The sequence below is a fragment of the Methylovirgula sp. genome (assembly GCF_037200945.1).
Taxonomy (GTDB): domain Bacteria; phylum Pseudomonadota; class Alphaproteobacteria; order Rhizobiales; family Beijerinckiaceae; genus Methylovirgula.
Genome location: NZ_JBBCGP010000001.1, coordinates 1,052,501 through 1,068,194, shown reverse-complemented (window position 1 = coordinate 1,068,194; position 15,694 = coordinate 1,052,501). Strand labels below are relative to the sequence as shown.

The window sequence follows — 15,694 nt, the reverse complement described above, 5'->3', positions numbered from 1 at the left end:
GCTTGCAGCCTGGCTGTTGGCGCGGGGGGACGGACTTTTCATGCTGGAACGGGGGGCAAATATCTGCCGTGCGGTCTTTCTTGATGCGGAAAAAGCGGCGCGCGCGGCCCGGCGCGGCCTCTGGAACGATCCTTATTATGCCGTCATCGCTGCGACCGACCAAAGCGGCTTTGCCGAAAGGGCCGCGACCAATGTGATCGTCGAAGGCCGGGTCACCGATATCGACGTGCGGCCAAAGCGCCTCTATCTTCTCTTCGGCCCTCGCGGGATTGGTGGATTCGCAGTCACGATCCTGCAACGCGACGTCAGGATATTTGACGGGGCGGGTTTGGGCTTTCATGCTCTGATCGGCCAGAGGATTCGTGTCCGCGGTCTGCTCGATCTGCGTTTTGGACCGCAGATCGAAGTGTCCGAACCTGACGCCATCGAAATCGTTCCCCAGCTCCAGGTTGCGCCTGGCGCGGGCCAACATGCTGAGGCAAAAGCTGCTGATCCGTCCCAGAAGCCTCGATGAAGGTCCGCATTCGATGATCCGCTCGCAGCGTCGCTTTTGGTTGCTTTTGGCGGCGTTGGCGTTCGCGCTGGCGCTTGCCGCCTGCGCAGCCATGGAGGATCAGGGCGACAAGCCGATCACCGTCGATGTGCCGTCTGCGGCACCGCGCACGCTTGGCCTCGAAACGCCAGCTTCCGCCGAAAATCAGAAGATGGTGGCGGCCTTTGGCGGCGAATATCACGATCCGGCCGTTGAGCATTTCGTCAATGACATCCTGCTGAAATTGGCAAAGGCGGGCGAGGATCCCGAGCAGCCCTATCACGTGACGCTGTTGAATTCGCCTGTGGTGAATGCCTTCGCAATGGCGCCGGACCACATCTACATCACGCGCGGGCTCCTAGCGCTGGCCAATGATGCGTCGGAAGTCGCTGCCGTGATGGCGCATGAGATCGGCCATATTACCGCGCGACATGCCGCGCTGCGGGCGGAGGAGGAAAAGCGCGCCGCGCTGATCACTCAGGCCGCGGCGGTGATCGAAAGCCGCCAGAAAGGCGAAGAAGTCGAAGCGGTCGAACGGCGCACGCTGGCGAGTTTCTCGCGGCAGCAGGAGCTTGACGCGGACGAGATCGGTATCCGTGTCATGGCGAAGGCAGGGTATGATCCTTATGCGGCATCTCGCTTCCTGACGACGCTCGGCCGCGACGCCGAATTGCGCGCCAGCCTCTTTGGACAGGGCTCCGATGTCTCGAAGCCCGATCTGCTCGCCACGCATCCGTCGACGCCAGAGCGCGTGGCCCGCGCCAGCCAAGTCGCGGCGCAATTCGGGCCGCCGGGGACGGGGATCACCGACCGTACGGCTTATCTCGCCGCGATCGACGGGATGATGTACGGCGACGATCCGGCGGATGGCTCGATCCGCGGCACGACCTTCATTCATCCGCGGCTTGGCTTCCTGTTCACCGCGCCGGACGGCTTCGTGCTGGAGAATTCGGCGCAGGCGATTCTCGGGGTCAAAACCGGCGGCCGCGAGGCGTTGCGGCTCGACTCCGTGCGGCTCGATGCGTCGATGACGCTCGAAACCTATATTTCGTCGGGCTGGATCGAGGGGCTTCTGCCGAGCTCCGTCGAAACGCTCGAAGTCAACGGCATGCAGGCCGTCACCGCGAGCGCGCGCGCCGGCGAATGGAATTTCCGTGTCGCGGTGATCCGCTTTGCTGGCGATCAGGTCTACCGGATGATCTTCGCGATCCGCAGCCTTGATGCCGACGCCGAGAAGCGCTTTCGCACGTCGATCGAATCGTTCCGCAAGACGACGCCGGAAGAAGTCCAGGACGTGAAGCCGCTGCGTATCGTCATCGTCACCGCGCAGCCGGGCGACAATGTCGAAAGCCTCAGCAATAAAATGGCAGTCGCCGATCATCCGCTCGAACATTTCGAGCTAATCAACGGCCTCATGGCGCCGGGTCCGCTGACCGCCGGGCAGCACTATAAAATCGTCGCAGATTAGGCGCGGTATTTAGCCAATAAAAAAGCCCGGCGCGGAGCCGGGCTTTTGATGTTCCGATGAAGCGCGTTTATGCGGCTTCTTCGATTCCGCCCTCGGTCTCAGGGCTGGCCTCGGCCTCGACATCAGCCTCGGCGTCGCCCTCCTCGGCCTTGCCGCGGCGCGGGCTCTTCTGCAATTGCGTATCGATCAGCTTGAGTGCTTCCGTATCGGTCAACTTCTGCACGGAGGCGATTTCGCGTGCGACGCGGTCGAGCGCCGCTTCATACAATTGCCGCTCGGAATAGGACTGCTCGGGCTGCGCTTCGGACCGATAAAGATCGCGCACGACCTCGGCGATGGCGATGAGATCGCCCGAATTGATCTTCGCCTCATATTCCTGGGCACGGCGCGACCACATCGTCCGTTTGATGCGGGCGCGGCCCGTCAACGTATCGAGCGCCCGCTTGACGACCTCGGCGCTGGCGAGCTTGCGCATGCCGACGGCAATCGACTTTGGCGTCGGCACTTTCAGGATCATCTTGTCCTTGGAAAAGCTGATCACGAAAAGCTCGAGCTTGAAGCCGGCAACTTCTTGCTCTTCGATCGCCAGGATCTGGCCGACACCATGCGCCGGATAGACGACGAATTCGAGCGGTTTGAAGCTGTGCTTCACCGGCGCGGTCTTCACGGGCTTGGCCTTTTCGGCGATCGGCGCCGCGGACTTGGCTTCCGCCGCAATCTCCGGCTTTGCTTCCGGCACGGGAGGCGTCGGAGCCTTGGGCGCAACGACGGGCGCTGCAGCACGAACAGGAACGGGGGCAGGCGCGGCTTCTGCCGCCTTCTTTGGGGCTTTCTGGGTCACGCTGACTTTGCTTGCCTCATCATGATGGGCGACAGGCGGGGCTGCCGGCGCTGGCTTCTGCAGAGAACGCAGGGCCAACACCGCGGCAACTTGCGCACGGCGCTCGGAATCGACCTTCTTAACGGCCGGGAGTTCAGTTTGAGGGGCGGCAGGCTGCTCAACCGCATGAATCGCAACTGCCACCTTTGAAACTTTAGTCTCAATCGGCGCAGGGCGTCCAGACCGCGATTTGCCGCGGGTCTCAGTTGTCGACCGTTTTAATTTCGCCGCGACAGCTTGACTTGCGGCCGTCTTCTGCTTCGTCGCTGCGGGCTTGGCGGCGGCCGATTTCGTGGATGCCGTGCGTGCAGCCGGACGAGCAGCTTTCGCAGCCGCGGCCTGCTTTTTCAACCGGGCTTGTGTCGCGCGAAGCTTCGCGGTCGAAGTCTTGCTGGGTGCCGACTTAGCTGCCGCCGACTTCGCCGTCGCCTTCTTGGCGCTTGACTTTGCAGCGGTCGATTTCGATGCCGCCCGCGCCGCAGGCTTGGCCGCTGCCCGCACCGATGCCGGGCGCGCCTTCGAGGCGGTCGGCTTCTTGGCCTTGCTCGCCTGTTGGGATTTCAGGCCCGCGCGCGCGATCGTGGCCTTAGCCTTGCGGGTTTTTTCGGTCTTTTTGACGGACGACATACGCGCGCACTCCTTTTTGGCCTTGCTTCAGCAGCAAGGCTCAGAAATTCTGCAAATGCAGCAAAGGACGCTTTGCCGCCTGGGGATCCGCCACAGCCTCTCGATTAAGGCACAGCGCGCCCGGGCACGATCATCCAACTACAAGAGCGCGAACCTTGGCCCCCAGGCAAATGCTGCTTGCAGTGAAAAGCCACCCAATGCTCCCGCCAAACATCGGGTGAACGCGATCCGGATGATCAAAACCGGGCCGATTTATGAAATTAAAATATCACACGGAACCGCAAAAATCAAAGATTTGCGGGCAAATAACGCTTAAAAACGGTTGTTTTTGCCGCAAAGCTGACGCAGAGCGACTTGGATTCGCGATTTATGTTTGATCTTTGAGGTTAATCGCCCTCGCCGGGCTCAGGCGAGAAATAGGCATCAAACTTGCCCGGTTTCCCGTCGAATTCCTTGGCATCGGGCAGATGCGCCTTCTTCTGCGAGATATTTGGCCAGGTCTTGGCCATATCCGCATTGAGCTTCAGCCATTTCTCCAGACCCTTCTCGGTGTCGGGAGAAATGGCATCGGCGGGGCATTCCGGTTCGCATACGCCGCAGTCGATGCATTCGTCGGGGTGAATGACGAGCATGTTCTCGCCTTCATAGAAGCAATCGACCGGGCAGACCTCCACGCAGTCCGTATACTTGCACTTGATGCAGTTTTCGGTGACGACGTAGGGCATAAATCTCCTCCGCGCGGCGGCGGTTCCACGATGAATTCTGGCGGTTTGCTAGCGTCTTTGCGGCGCTTAAGCAAGCAATTGCCGCTTGGCACCAAGCCTATATTGCCGCAGGCGCGGCCTTCGCCGCCAAGTCCTCGAAAAGCTGTTCTGCGACATCGGCACTGCCGCGCCGCAGCGCCAGTCCGGTAATTCGCAGGATGCGAACGCGGCGATCGAGCGCGATCGTCAGAACCATGCCCGGCCCGACAAGCTTTGCCGGAACTTCGATCCTTTGGGCATCAATGCGAACATAGCCGGCCTCGATCAGCTCGACCGCCTGTTTGCGGGTTTTCACGACGCGCGCGATCCAGAGCCATTTATCGAGCCGCTGTTTTTCGGCGACGGGCAGCAAGGTGATTTTCGTGGCCATCAAGCCTCCCGCAAGGGACGATCGATGACCTATGTATGCCGCGCCGGCCGATCAAGACCGGGCGCGCCAGCTCCCCGCGATCGGCGCCTTGCCACTGGCGTTCCGCCGCAGCAAGCGTTTGGCCGACTTGCGCAGAGAACGCCGCAGACTTTCAGCGGCGATGGCAATTCGGCCGCGCGGATCGTCCGCCAGATTTATTCCAACGTCGAGGATCGTAATGCGCTCCGGCCAGATGTGATCGATCATTGGATGCTCCGCCGCTGCGCAGGAATCGATCGCGCGCAACGTCCGATGCGCCGACAGGCGGCCAGTCAGCTCGCGAACGAGGAGGATGCCCGGCGATTGCGCGGCATAGGCCTCATCATAGGCAATCTTCCAGAAATAGCCGGCGCCGGCATCCTCGATCAAAAGGCCCATCGCGACGGCCTTGCCGTCCAGATCGAGGCTTTCGATCTGCAGCTTGCCGTCCCTCGCGAAACTCTCCGCCATGGCTTTGACGAAACCGGCGCGATCCGGCGCCGAGGCGAGTGCCGTCTTACTCATGCCTTTCCACCCGGATGATTCGAGGGCGAGGAATTCCGTCAATGCCCCCGCCACCTCCGCGTCGCGCGCGATTCGATAGGACAGCGCGCCGCGCTCGCCGAGACGGCGCAAGCGGCGGAAAGAATTTTTATCGCCTTTCGTCTTGCTGCGGACTCGATGCTCCGCCGCTGCCAACAATAGCGCCGGACGTTCGTATTGGCCGAGGATGTGAATGCGCCGCTTTTCGCCGAATATCTCGTTCAACAGTCTGAAGGTCGGACCGTCACGTGGGATTTCACTGAAGACAAGGGCGCTCGGTGCGCCGTGCAGCGCGCGAACGGCGTCCACGAGCTTCGCCAGCGCAGGACCCGCCACGTCTTTGGCGAGCAAGGGCAGTCCCAACGCAGCTTGCTTATGAACATAGACGCGTGCGAGGCCGAATGGGACCGTCGGAGGAACCACCGGCGCCAAGGCCAAAAGCCGGTTCTGCCCCGTCTCGAACACCGTCATTATTTTGAGGCCGTGCGGTCGCAGATAGCCCAGCGCAGGCCGGGCGAAGTCAGGATCGAGGAAAATATTCGGCTCGAGACTGCGCGCGTAAAGATCGCGCCACGCCGCGACAAGTTCTAGATCCGCGACATCGCGAATCTCGGCGATGAGAGCCTCCGATTCGCCGGTCATCGGGGCGTATTCTCCTTGGCGCCAATCAAAGACCAATGCGCCCCGAAAGCTGCAGTCCGCATTGAGAGCCGCCGGAGCTTGCATCACGCGACAGGACACGCTTGAACGCGAAAAAGACCTATCCATCCCTATTCATAATCGGACAAAGCCGATTTTTCAGGGCGAATGATCTTTTAACCCTAACAGAGGGGCCGTCGCGGTGAACTATGATGCGATCGTGATCGGCGGCGGCCACAACGGTCTTGTCTGTGCCGCTTATCTCGGTGCGGCTGGGCTGAAAACTTTGGTGCTCGAAGCGCGCGACAAAGTCGGCGGCTGCGCAGTCACCGAGGAATTTCATCCGGGCTTCCGCAATTCGCAGGCGGCCTACACGGTCTCGCTGCTCAATCCGAAGATCATTCGCGATCTCGATTTACCCCTTCATGGGCTACGGATCGTGCCGCGCCAGCTCGCCAATTTTCTGCCGCTCGATGATGGCCGTTATTTGAAACTCGGTCCCGGGCGCACGAAAAGCGAGGTCGCGAAATTCTCGGCAAAGGATGCAAGCCGGCTTGATGCCTATGCCGCGCGGCTTGATGCGCTCGCCGATTTTATCCGCGCCGTCGCGCTGGAAACGCCGCCCAATGTTCCGGCGGGCGGGCTCGACTGGCTGCGCCAACTTCTCCGCGCCGAAAAATTCGCCGACCGCTTGCGCAAGCTCGGTCTCGAAGGCGAGCGCGACGTGCTCGAAATCTTCACGTCGTCCGCCGGCGATTATCTCGATCATTGGTTCGAGAGCGCGCCGATCAAGGCGGCCTATGGTTTCGATGCCGTGGTCGGCAATTATCAGAGTCCTTATGCGCCGGGCTCTGCCTATGTGCTGCTGCATCATTGCTTCGGCGAGGTGAACGGCGCGAAAGGCCAATGGGGCCATGCCATCGGCGGCATGGGCGCGATCACGGACGCCATGGCGAAAGCCGCGGCGGCTCGCGGTGTTGACATTCGCACCGGGAGTTCTGTGCGCGAAGTGCTCGTCGAGAAAGGCCGCGCAATCGGCGTCGTGACGCGCGCGGGCGATATCTTCCGCGCCAAGAAAATCATCGCCAACGTCAATCCGAAATTGCTCTATCGCGATCTCGTTCCGCGGGAGGCACAGCCCGCGGATTTTCGTGAGCGGATCATGCGCTGGCGCTGCGGCTCAGGCACGTTCCGCATGAATGTCGCGCTGTCGGACCTGCCGGACTTTTCCGTTTTGCCCGGCCGCGAACTCGCCGGGCATCATACGGCCGGCATCATCATCGCGCCGTCGCTTCGCTATATGGAAGACGCGTATTTCGATGCCCGACGTTTCGGCTGGTCGAAAAAGCCCATCGTCGAAATGCTCATTCCCTCGACGCTCGATGATACGTTGGCGCCACGCGGCGCGCATGTCGCGAGCCTCTTCTGCCAGCACGTTGCGCCGCAATTGCCCGATGGCAAATCATGGGACGATCATCGCCAAGAGGTGGCCGACCTGATGATTGAAACGGTCGACGCCATCGCACCGAATTTCAAGGCGTCGATCATCGCGCGACAAATCTTCTCGCCGCTCGATCTCGAACGCACGTTCGGCCTTGTCGGGGGAGATATCTTTCATGGCGCGCTCGATCTCGGTCAATTGTTCGTCGCGCGACCGATGCTGGGACACGCGGATTATCGCGGGCCCATTCCCGGCCTCTATATGTGCGGGTCTGGCACGCATCCGGGCGGCGGCGTCACCGGCCTGCCCGGCCACAACGCGGCGCGCGAGATTTTGCGGGATGCCAGGCGCCGTTAGCTCCGCCATTGTCGGACTCGACCTTCGCCTTTAGGCTGGTTCAAATTTCCGAGATCAATCGCGGCTACAAAAGCCCGAGCTTGGGAGGAAACCGATGGCGGAGCGGTCCTGGTACATCGCAAGTGATGGCAAACAGAAGGGCCCATTTCCGGAGACGGACATTCGTGCCTTCATCGCCGCGGGCCGCGTCACCGCCGAGACGCTCGTCTGGAGCGAAGGGTTGACCGCTTGGCAGCGGGCTGGGGATTTTCCCCGATCTCTTCACCGCTGCCGCTGCCCCACCGCCGCCCTCGACGCCGTCACCAGCGCCGCTCCCCGGAAGCACGCAATGGGCCGCAGCGAGTCCGACCGGCACGCCCGTTACCGTCGATTTCAGCGTCTTCGGCCTGTTCGGCCGCCTTCTGTTGGTGCTGATCGGCGTTTTGTTCGTGATTCCGGCGCCTTGGGTCATGACGGCCTTCTATCGCTGGGCCGTCTCGCATCTGCGCGTGCCGCAAATCCCCGCGCTCGGATTTACCGGCAAGGTCGGCGATATCTGGTGGGTCTTCATCCTCATGGCGCTTTGCGCCTACGCGGGCCTGCCCGAGGCGCATGCCGCACCGAAAGAGCATGTCCATGTTCTGCCGATCATGCTCTTGCCGATTCAAGCGATATTGTCCTGGCTTGCCCTGCGGTGGATCATTGAGAACATCACTTCCGCGGGCCAGCCTCTCGCCCTGCACTTCAATGGCAGCGTACTCGGCTACATCGGCTGGACGCTGCTGCTTTATATATCCTTTGTCACCATCATCGGCTGGGCTTGGGTGACCACCGCGATGATGCGCTGGATCGCTGGCAACATCGATGGCACGCCGGGGCCGGTCGTCTTCAACGCATCGGGTTGGCAGGTTCTCTGGCGCACGTTCGCCCTCAGCCTCGGGTGCATTTTCATCATCCCGATCCCGTGGCTGCTGCACTGGTATGCACGCTGGTATGTTTCGCAGTTCGCGATCGGTCCGCGCGCGGCCTGAAACTTCGGCTAATGCCCCTCGAAGGCGATGAGACTGCGCACCGGCACGTCGAGCGCCTCGATCTTCTTGGCGCCGCCGAGGTCCGGCAGGTCGATGACAAAAACGGCAGCGACGACGTCGGCGCCGATCTTCTTTAGGAGTTTCACCGCCGCTTCCGCTGTGCCGCCGGTGGCGATGAGATCATCGACCAGGATCACCTTCTCGCCCGGCTGCACCGCGTCGACATGGATCTCCATCTCGTCGTCGCCGTATTCGAGCGAATAGGAGATCGAGACGGTCTTGTGCGGCAGCTTGCCCTTTTTGCGGATCGGCACGAACCCGGCGGAGAGCTGATGCGCAACCGCGCCGCCGAGGATGAAACCGCGCGCCTCGATGCCGGCGATCTTGTCGATCTTGCTGCCCGACCATGGCTGCACCAATTCGTCGATCGCGCGGCGAAAGGCGCGCGGGTCCGCTAGCAAAGTGGTGATGTCGCGGAAGACGATGCCGGGCTTGGGATAATCCGGAATGCTGCGGATTGTGTTCTTCAGGGTCATTGACCGTTCACTCGTTTCAGGATGGCGTCGAGTTTCTTGAGCAGCGCCGGATCGCGCGCCTCGGGCGCGGTGATCAGCGCCGTGTCGAGCGGGCGGTCGGAACCGATGGGGCACGCTTCATGTTCGGCGGGGAAGTCCTGCAGGAGCCGGGCCAGCAGCCGCTCGGCTTTGCCGGCATTGGCCTGCAAGGTGGCGATGATCGAGGCGACATCGACATCGTCGTGCTCGGGATGCCAGCAATCGTAATCCGTCACCATCGCGACGATGGCGTAGGAAATCTCCGCCTCGCGGGCGAGTTTGGCCTCCGGCATGGCGGTCATGCCGATCACGTCGAAGCCGGCATTCTGATAAGCGCGCGATTCGGCGAGCGAGGAGAATTGCGGCCCTTCCATCGCGACATAAGTGCCGCCCTTCACGACGCCGATTTTCTCGGCCTCCGCCGCGGCGGCAAGGCGCTCTTGCAGCAGCGGCGCGACGGGATGCGCCATTGAGACATGCGCGACACAGCCGTTGCCGAAGAAGGAGGATTCGCGCCCATAGGTGCGATCGACGAATTGGTCGGCGAGGACGAAGAGGCCCGGATTGAGTTCCGCCTTGAACGAGCCACAGGCGGACACTGAGATGAGATCGGTGACGCCGGCCTGTTTGAGCGCGTAGATATTCGCGCGATAATTGATGCCCGAGGGCGAGAGCCGGTGGCCGCGCCCGTGTCGGGGCAGGAAGACCACTTCGCTCGCGCCGATCTTGCCGAAGCGCAGCGCGTCAGAGGGCTCGCCCCAGGGGGTCGAGACCTTTTCTTCGCGCAAATCCGCGAGGCCCGGCAGGTGATAGACACCTGAGCCGCCAATGATCCCGACGATGGATTGAGTCATGCCGCCCCGACTGGCTGAAATTCGCGGGCGCGAAATTGACCGTCAGGGGGCGTCGTGTCAACGCCGTGCGCCTCAATGTCCTTGAACGTCAGACCAGATACGCTTCTTGGTGAAATAAAGCAGGCCGGCGAAGACGATCAAAAAGATGAGAACGCGAAAGCCCGTCGCCTTGCGCTCTTCGAGCTTGGGTTCGGCGGCCCAATAGAGAAACGCCGCGACGTCGCGGGAATAATTGGCCAGCGTCGGCGCTGTGCCGTCGGTATATTTGATGGCGCCATCGTTCAGCGGCTTTGGCATCGCGATGTGATGGCCGGGGAAATATACGTTCCAGTTTGGATCGTCTGGATGTGTGAAGCCGTTGAGGATCGCGACGATATAATCCGGACCCTCTTCCTGATATTCCAGCACCGCATCGAAGATGAAGAGCGGGAACGGGCGTGGAAAGCTGCGCGCTTTGGCGAGGTCCGACATATCCGGGGGCGCCGCGCCGAAGACCGCCTTGGCCGCCTCGGGATTGGCAAAGGGCGACGGGAAATTGTCGGACGGGCGGCCGGGCCGCTTGAACATCTGACCCTGGTCGTTTGGCCCGTCTTCAATCTGATAGGTCGCGGCCAGCGCCTTGACCTCGGCCTCGGAAAAGCCGGGGCCGCCGGCTTCGGCAAGATCGCGGAAGGCGACGAGGTTCAGCGAATGGCAGGTCGAGCAGACCTGATGATAAACTTGGAACCCGCGCTGCAATTGCGCCTGATTATATTTGCCAAGCGGCCCGTGGAAGCTCCACGCCTGGCGCGGTGGTGTTTGACCTTCCGCCTCGAGCGGATAGGCATTGCCCTTGGCATTCGTATCCACGGCGCCGGCCGGGACCACCAAGGCGCAGAGGCCGGCAATGCCGATGGCGCCCGCCAAAATTCGCCCTTTGGGACCCATCTGCGCCTCCCTCAGGCTTTGCCGGGCGCAGGCGCGCCGAGTACGGATTCGGCGATCGAGGCCGGCAATTTCTTCGGTTTCTCGAAGATGCTGATCAACGGCAGGACGATAAAGAAAAAGGCGAAATAGGAGAACGTCAGCAGACGCCCGGCGACAATGAACCAGCCTTCCGGCGGCTGTGAGCCGATGTAGCCGAGGCCGATGACGGTCGCGACGAACAACCAGAAAAACACGCGGAAGATCGGCCGGTAATTGGCCGAGCGCACGGGCGAACGGTCGAGCCAAGGCAGAAACGCGAAGAGCAGAATAGCGCCGAACATGCACGTCACGCCGCCGAGCTTCGACGGGATCGAGCGCAGGATCGCGTAGAACGGCAGATAATACCATTCCGGCACGATATGCGGCGGCGTCTGCAGGGGGTTGGCCTGAATGTAATTGTCAGCATCGCCGAGATAGTTCGGGATGTAGAAGATGAACCAGGCGTAGAGGATCAGGAAGCAGACGAGCCCGAAGCCGTCCTTGACGGTGAAATAGGGGTGAAACGGCAGCGTGTCCTTGCTGGACTGTTTTTCGATTCCTGTCGGATTGTTCGAGCCGGTTACGTGCAGCGCCCAGATATGCAGCACGACGACCGCGGCGATCATGAACGGCAGCAGATAGTGCAGCGCATAGAAGCGATTGAGCGTCGCGTCATCGACCGAGAAGCCGCCCCATAGCCAGGTCGTGATCGCATTGCCGACGAGCGGGATGGCCGAGAAAAGGCTGGTGATGACGGTGGCGCCCCAGAAGCTCATCTGGCCCCACGGCAGCGTGTAGCCGAGAAAGCCCGTCGCCATCATGAGCAGGTATATGATGACGCCCAAAATCCAGAGCACTTCGCGCGGCGCCTTGTAGGAGCCGTAATAGAGCCCGCGCATGATGTGGATGTAGACGGCGAAGAAGAACATCGAGGCGCCGTTCGAATGCGCGTAGCGCAACAGCCAGCCGTAATTCACGTCGCGCATGATGTGTTCGACGGACGCGAACGCGAGGCCCGAATTCGGCACGTAATGCATGGCGAGCGCGACGCCGGTGACGATCTGGGCCGCCAGCATGAAGCTCAGGATGCCGCCGAAGGTCCACCAGTAATTGAGATTGCGCGGATTGGGAAAGGTGATGAACGATCGATTGACGAGGCCCAACACCGGCAGCCGGCTGTCGAGCCATCTGCCGAAGCTGCTTTTGGGGACATAAGGGGAAGGACCGTTCATGGCATGGCTCGCTGGAACTTCGCGCCTTCGGATGTCTCAACCGATCTGAAGCTTGTTGTCGGGGAGAAACTTGTAAGGAGGGAGATAGAGGTTATAAGGCGCCGGTCCTTGCCGAATGCGCGCAGCGGTGTCGTAGACCGATCCGTGGCAGGGGCAGAACCAGCCGCCGTAAGCCCCTTGATGGCCGAGCGGCACGCAGCCGAGATGAGTGCAGATGCCGATGACGATCAGCCATTCCGGATGCGGCGCGCGCTGTTCGTCGGTTGCCGGATCGCGCAATTCGCTCAACGGCACGGCGCGCGCGTCGGCGATCTCCTTCGGCGTGCGATGGCGAACGAAGACGGGCTTGCCGCGCCATTTGACGGTGAGGATCTGGCCTTCGGCAACATGGGAAAGATCGACTTCGGTTGCCGCGGCGGCAAGCGTCGATGCATCGGGGTTCATCTGATCGATGAGTGGCCAGACGGCAGATGCCACACCGACAGCGCCAACTGACCCGGTCGCGATGAAAAGAAAATCGCGACGCGTTGGCGGCTGCTCCAAGCTTGCGCTTTCAGCCACGGCGTTTCCTCAAATTTTTTATGGGCTTTTCGCCCTTGTTTTCAGTGTCGCGCGTTTGTGTACGGGCAGCAATGCGTCGTTTCGCCACTTGACACGAAATCAAATGAAAAGCGCGCACGGTGCTTGAACAATGACGCAACATTCTGGCCCGGCACTGACCTTGGCGCTCTATCAGCCGGACATTCCGCAAAATTGCGGAACGATGCTGCGCCTTTGCGCCTGTCTCGGGATCGACGCTGCGATCATCGAGCCCGGTGGATTTCCATCGAGCGACCGCGCCTTCCGTCGCGCCGGTATGGATTACCTCGATCATGTGATGATCGCCCGGCACATCGGATTCGCGGCGTTCTTGACTTGGCGCAAAGCGCAGGCGCGCCGCCTCGTGTTGCTGTCGACAAAGGGCGCGCAGGATTATTGCGACTTTCACTATGCGCCGGGCGACATTCTGCTCGTGGGCCGCGAATCGGCGGGCGTGCCGGAAGACGTGCGGACGGCGGCGGATGCGAGCGTGCGCATTTCGATCCGGCCGCCGTTGCGCTCCTTGAACGTCGCGGTCGCGGCGGCCATGGTGCTCGGCGAGGCCGTCAGGCAGATTGGCAAAGAGGATTTGAAAACCGGATGACGGCAAATACGAACGCCATCGCGCCGCAAAAGACCGAAGCCCATGCCTGGTTCGAGGCTTTGCAGTCGAGGATATGCGCCGCCTTCGAAGCGCTTGAACGCGATTGCATCGGCCCGTTTGCGGCGGCCGATATGGCGCCCGGCCGTTTTGTCATCACGCCCTGGCATCGCAAGGATGCCTCTGGCGCCGATGGCGGCGGCGGCAGGATGGGTTTGTTGCATGGCCGGGTCTTTGAAAAGGCCGGCATTCATACATCGGCGGTGCATGGCACGTTCGCGCCAGAATTCGCCAAGCAGATCCACGGCGCCGATTCCGATCCACATTTCTGGGCCGCCGGCATTTCACTCATCGCACATCCCTGGAATCCGAATGTCCCGACCGTTCATATGAACACGCGCTTCGTCGTGACGCAGAAGGCCTGGTTCGGCGGCGGCGCCGATTTGACGCCGGTGCTCGATCGCCGGCGCACGCAGACGGACGGGGATTCGATTGCTTTCCACGCGGGTTTCGAGGCGGCCTGCCGGCGTCATGCCGAGGTCGCGGACTACCAGCGGTTCAAGGAATGGTGCGACGAATATTTCTTCCTGAAACATCGCAACGAGCCGCGCGGCATCGGCGGCATTTTCTACGATCATTTGGCATCGCCGCTCGGCTTTGAGGCAGATTTCGCCTTCACCCGCGATGTCGGCGAGACGTTTCTCACGCTCTATCCCGAGATCGTGCGCCGGAATTTCGGGAGGGCCTGGAGCGAGGCCGACCGCGATGAACAGCTCGTGCGCCGCGGCCGCTATGTCGAGTTCAACCTGCTCTACGATCGCGGCACGATCTTTGGCCTCAAGACCGGCGGCAATGTCGATTCGATCCTTTCGTCCATGCCGCCGCTGGTCAAATGGCCGTGACGCTTCCATAATCCCGCCGCAAACCCGCCGCCGGTGGGGCGTGGCCACGAATAAGTCCAGCTTGCGTGGAACGCAGCATGGGCTCGACTATTTTCATACGACGTAAGAGGGAGATCTTTCATGAGCTTTCAGGGACGGGTGCTCAAGCCGGCGATTCTCGCGCTCAGCGCGGCGGCGATGCTGGCGGCGGCCGGCACGGCGAAGGCGGCGCAAGTCGGCCTTCTGGAATGCAATGTGGCGCCCAGCGTCGGACTCATCATTACCTCGAGCAAGGCGCTGGCCTGCCGCTTCACCCGCACCTATGCGCCAACGGACTATTATGTTGGCACAATCACCAATTTCGGCCTGTCGATCGGCGCAACTGGCGCCGGTCGCATCGTCTGGGGCGTGTTTGCCGCGACGCATGAGCTTGGCCACAGGGCACTTGCCGGCCATTACGCGGGCGCCAGTGCCAACGTCACGCTTGGTCTCGGCCTCGGCGCCAATGCGCTCGTCGGCGGCAATCGTCATTCACTTGGTCTGCAGCCTTTGTCTGTCAACACCCAGACGGGCGTCGACATCACCGCCGGGATCACCGGACTCACGCTTTATCCGGCGCCCGGCCCGCAGCATTAATGAAAATAGGGCGTAACTGCCTGATCTTCTGAGTGGCCGTGCCGCTTGGGTTGCGCCAGGCGCTTGGCGCCCATAAATTGCTATGACCTTTCGTCATAGAGGCGCCTATGTCCAGCGGCACGGCCCGTCACGCCAAGCTCATCGTCATCGGTTCCGGCCCCGCCGGCTATACGGCGGCGATCTACGCCGCCCGCGCGCTGCTCGAGCCGGTGCTGATCTCCGGCTTCGAGCCCGGCGGCCAGTTGACCGTGACCACCGACGTCGAGAATTACCCCGGCTTTGCGGAGCCGATCCAGGGCCCGTGGCTGATGGAGCAGATGCGGCTCCAGGCCGAACATGTCGGCACGCATTTCATCTCCGACCACATCGTCAGCGTCGAACTCAGCCAGCGGCCGTTCCGGCTGCATGGCGACAGCGGCGCGATTTACACCTGCGATGCTTTGATCATTGCCACGGGCGCCAAGGCGCGCTGGCTCGGCATCCCGACCGAGGAAGCGTTCCGCGGCTATGGCGTCTCGGCCTGCGCGACCTGCGACGGGTTCTTCTATCGCGGCCAGGATGTGGTCGTGGTCGGCGGCGGCAATACCGCGGTCGAGGAGGCGCTCTATCTGGCCCAAATCGCGCGCAATGTGACGATCGTGCACCGGCGCGATTCGTTCCGCGCCGAGAAGATTTTGCAGGACCGGCTGTTTAAATTGCCGAATGTCGAAGTCATCTGGGACAATGCCATCGACGAGATTTGCGGCACGCAGGCGCCGACTAG

The 15,694-nt window shown here is 61.8% G+C and carries 16 protein-coding genes and 2 pseudogenes (1 of these 18 only partly in view); 10 read left to right on the top strand and 8 right to left on the bottom strand.

Annotated elements, in window-relative coordinates; all coding sequences use genetic code 11:
• The first annotated feature begins 40 nt into the window (after positions 1–40).
• Together WDN02_RS05085 and WDN02_RS05080 are read left to right on the top strand one after the other, a co-directional pair.
• Positions 41–514, top strand: a complete 474-nt coding sequence (locus WDN02_RS05085; protein WP_337292461.1) for a hypothetical protein — start codon at positions 41–43, stop codon at positions 512–514.
• Positions 471–2,000: a M48 family metalloprotease gene (locus tag WDN02_RS05080; protein WP_337292460.1), complete on the top strand. Its 1,530-nt coding sequence runs from the start codon at positions 471–473 to the stop codon at positions 1,998–2,000. The genes WDN02_RS05085 and WDN02_RS05080 overlap by 44 nt, the downstream gene beginning before the upstream one ends.
• Positions 2,001–2,067: 67 nt before the next feature.
• On the opposite strand, the gene WDN02_RS05075 is transcribed toward WDN02_RS05080, so the two are convergent.
• A complete protein-coding gene (locus WDN02_RS05075) occupies positions 2,068–3,024 on the bottom strand; it encodes a CarD family transcriptional regulator (RefSeq protein ID WP_337292459.1) in 957 nt (318 codons plus the stop codon).
• A 130-nt stretch (positions 3,025–3,154) separates the two neighbouring features.
• On the opposite strand from WDN02_RS05075, the gene WDN02_RS05070 reads away from it, so the two are divergent.
• On the top strand, positions 3,155–3,823 hold the full coding sequence (locus WDN02_RS05070; RefSeq protein ID WP_337292458.1) for a hypothetical protein: 669 nt from the start codon (positions 3,155–3,157) through the stop codon (positions 3,821–3,823).
• 70 nt (positions 3,824–3,893) lie between these two features.
• On the opposite strand, the gene fdxA is transcribed toward WDN02_RS05070, so the two are convergent.
• From fdxA to WDN02_RS05055, 3 genes are all read right to left on the bottom strand, one after another.
• A complete protein-coding gene (fdxA, locus tag WDN02_RS05065) occupies positions 3,894–4,232 on the bottom strand; it encodes a ferredoxin FdxA (protein WP_337292457.1) in 339 nt (112 codons plus the stop codon).
• Between the two features lie 97 nt (positions 4,233–4,329).
• Positions 4,330–4,641, bottom strand: coding sequence for a S4 domain-containing protein (locus WDN02_RS05060; protein WP_337292456.1), 312 nt, complete (start codon positions 4,639–4,641; stop codon positions 4,330–4,332).
• 51 nt (positions 4,642–4,692) lie between these two features.
• Complete coding sequence (locus tag WDN02_RS05055; protein WP_337292455.1) at positions 4,693–5,844, bottom strand: GNAT family N-acetyltransferase; 1,152 nt, start codon at positions 5,842–5,844, stop codon at positions 4,693–4,695.
• 199 nt (positions 5,845–6,043) lie between these two features.
• On the opposite strand from WDN02_RS05055, the gene WDN02_RS05050 reads away from it, so the two are divergent.
• From WDN02_RS05050 to WDN02_RS05040, 3 genes and pseudogenes are all read left to right on the top strand, one after another.
• Complete coding sequence (locus WDN02_RS05050; RefSeq protein ID WP_337292454.1) at positions 6,044–7,639, top strand: NAD(P)/FAD-dependent oxidoreductase; 1,596 nt, start codon at positions 6,044–6,046, stop codon at positions 7,637–7,639.
• 94 nt (positions 7,640–7,733) lie between these two features.
• A pseudogene (locus WDN02_RS05045) lies at positions 7,734–7,832 on the top strand (GYF domain-containing protein); the annotation flags it as partial.
• A 256-nt stretch (positions 7,833–8,088) separates the two neighbouring features.
• A complete protein-coding gene (locus WDN02_RS05040) occupies positions 8,089–8,649 on the top strand; it encodes a hypothetical protein (protein WP_337294990.1) in 561 nt (186 codons plus the stop codon).
• Positions 8,650–8,657: 8 nt separating this feature from the next.
• Here the strand turns inward: WDN02_RS05040 and WDN02_RS05035 are convergent, their stop codons facing one another.
• The 4 genes and pseudogenes from WDN02_RS05035 to petA form a co-directional block, all read right to left on the bottom strand.
• Complete coding sequence (locus WDN02_RS05035) at positions 8,658–9,185, bottom strand: adenine phosphoribosyltransferase (RefSeq protein ID WP_337292453.1); 528 nt, start codon at positions 9,183–9,185, stop codon at positions 8,658–8,660.
• Entirely contained in the window at positions 9,182–10,057 is an 876-nt protein-coding gene (locus WDN02_RS05030; RefSeq protein ID WP_337292452.1) for an S-methyl-5'-thioadenosine phosphorylase, read from the bottom strand. Before WDN02_RS05030 ends, WDN02_RS05035 begins: the two co-directional genes overlap by 4 nt.
• Before the next feature lie 72 nt (positions 10,058–10,129).
• Positions 10,130–12,234 (bottom strand): annotated as a pseudogene (locus WDN02_RS05025) (cytochrome c1).
• 36 nt (positions 12,235–12,270) lie between these two features.
• Positions 12,271–12,795, bottom strand: a complete 525-nt coding sequence (gene petA / locus WDN02_RS05020) for a ubiquinol-cytochrome c reductase iron-sulfur subunit (protein ID WP_337292451.1) — start codon at positions 12,793–12,795, stop codon at positions 12,271–12,273.
• 130 nt (positions 12,796–12,925) lie between these two features.
• Here petA and WDN02_RS05015 point away from each other — a divergent pair, with 130 nt between their 5' ends.
• From WDN02_RS05015 to trxB, 4 genes are all read left to right on the top strand, one after another.
• Positions 12,926–13,417, top strand: a complete 492-nt coding sequence (locus WDN02_RS05015) for a tRNA (cytidine(34)-2'-O)-methyltransferase (protein WP_337292450.1) — start codon at positions 12,926–12,928, stop codon at positions 13,415–13,417.
• Positions 13,414–14,316, top strand: a complete 903-nt coding sequence (gene hemF / locus WDN02_RS05010) for an oxygen-dependent coproporphyrinogen oxidase (RefSeq protein WP_337292449.1) — start codon at positions 13,414–13,416, stop codon at positions 14,314–14,316. Before WDN02_RS05015 ends, hemF begins: the two co-directional genes overlap by 4 nt.
• 120 nt (positions 14,317–14,436) lie before the next feature.
• The gene (locus tag WDN02_RS05005) at positions 14,437–14,931 is read left to right on the top strand and encodes a DUF992 domain-containing protein (protein ID WP_337292448.1); all 495 of its coding nucleotides are present in this window, start codon (positions 14,437–14,439) and stop codon (positions 14,929–14,931) included.
• A 107-nt stretch (positions 14,932–15,038) separates the two neighbouring features.
• On the top strand, positions 15,039–15,694 hold the 5' portion of the coding sequence (gene trxB / locus WDN02_RS05000) for a thioredoxin-disulfide reductase (RefSeq protein WP_337292447.1). Its footprint extends 316 nt past the window's final position; only the first 656 of its 972 coding nucleotides appear in the window; the start codon lies at positions 15,039–15,041; the stop codon falls past the right edge of the window.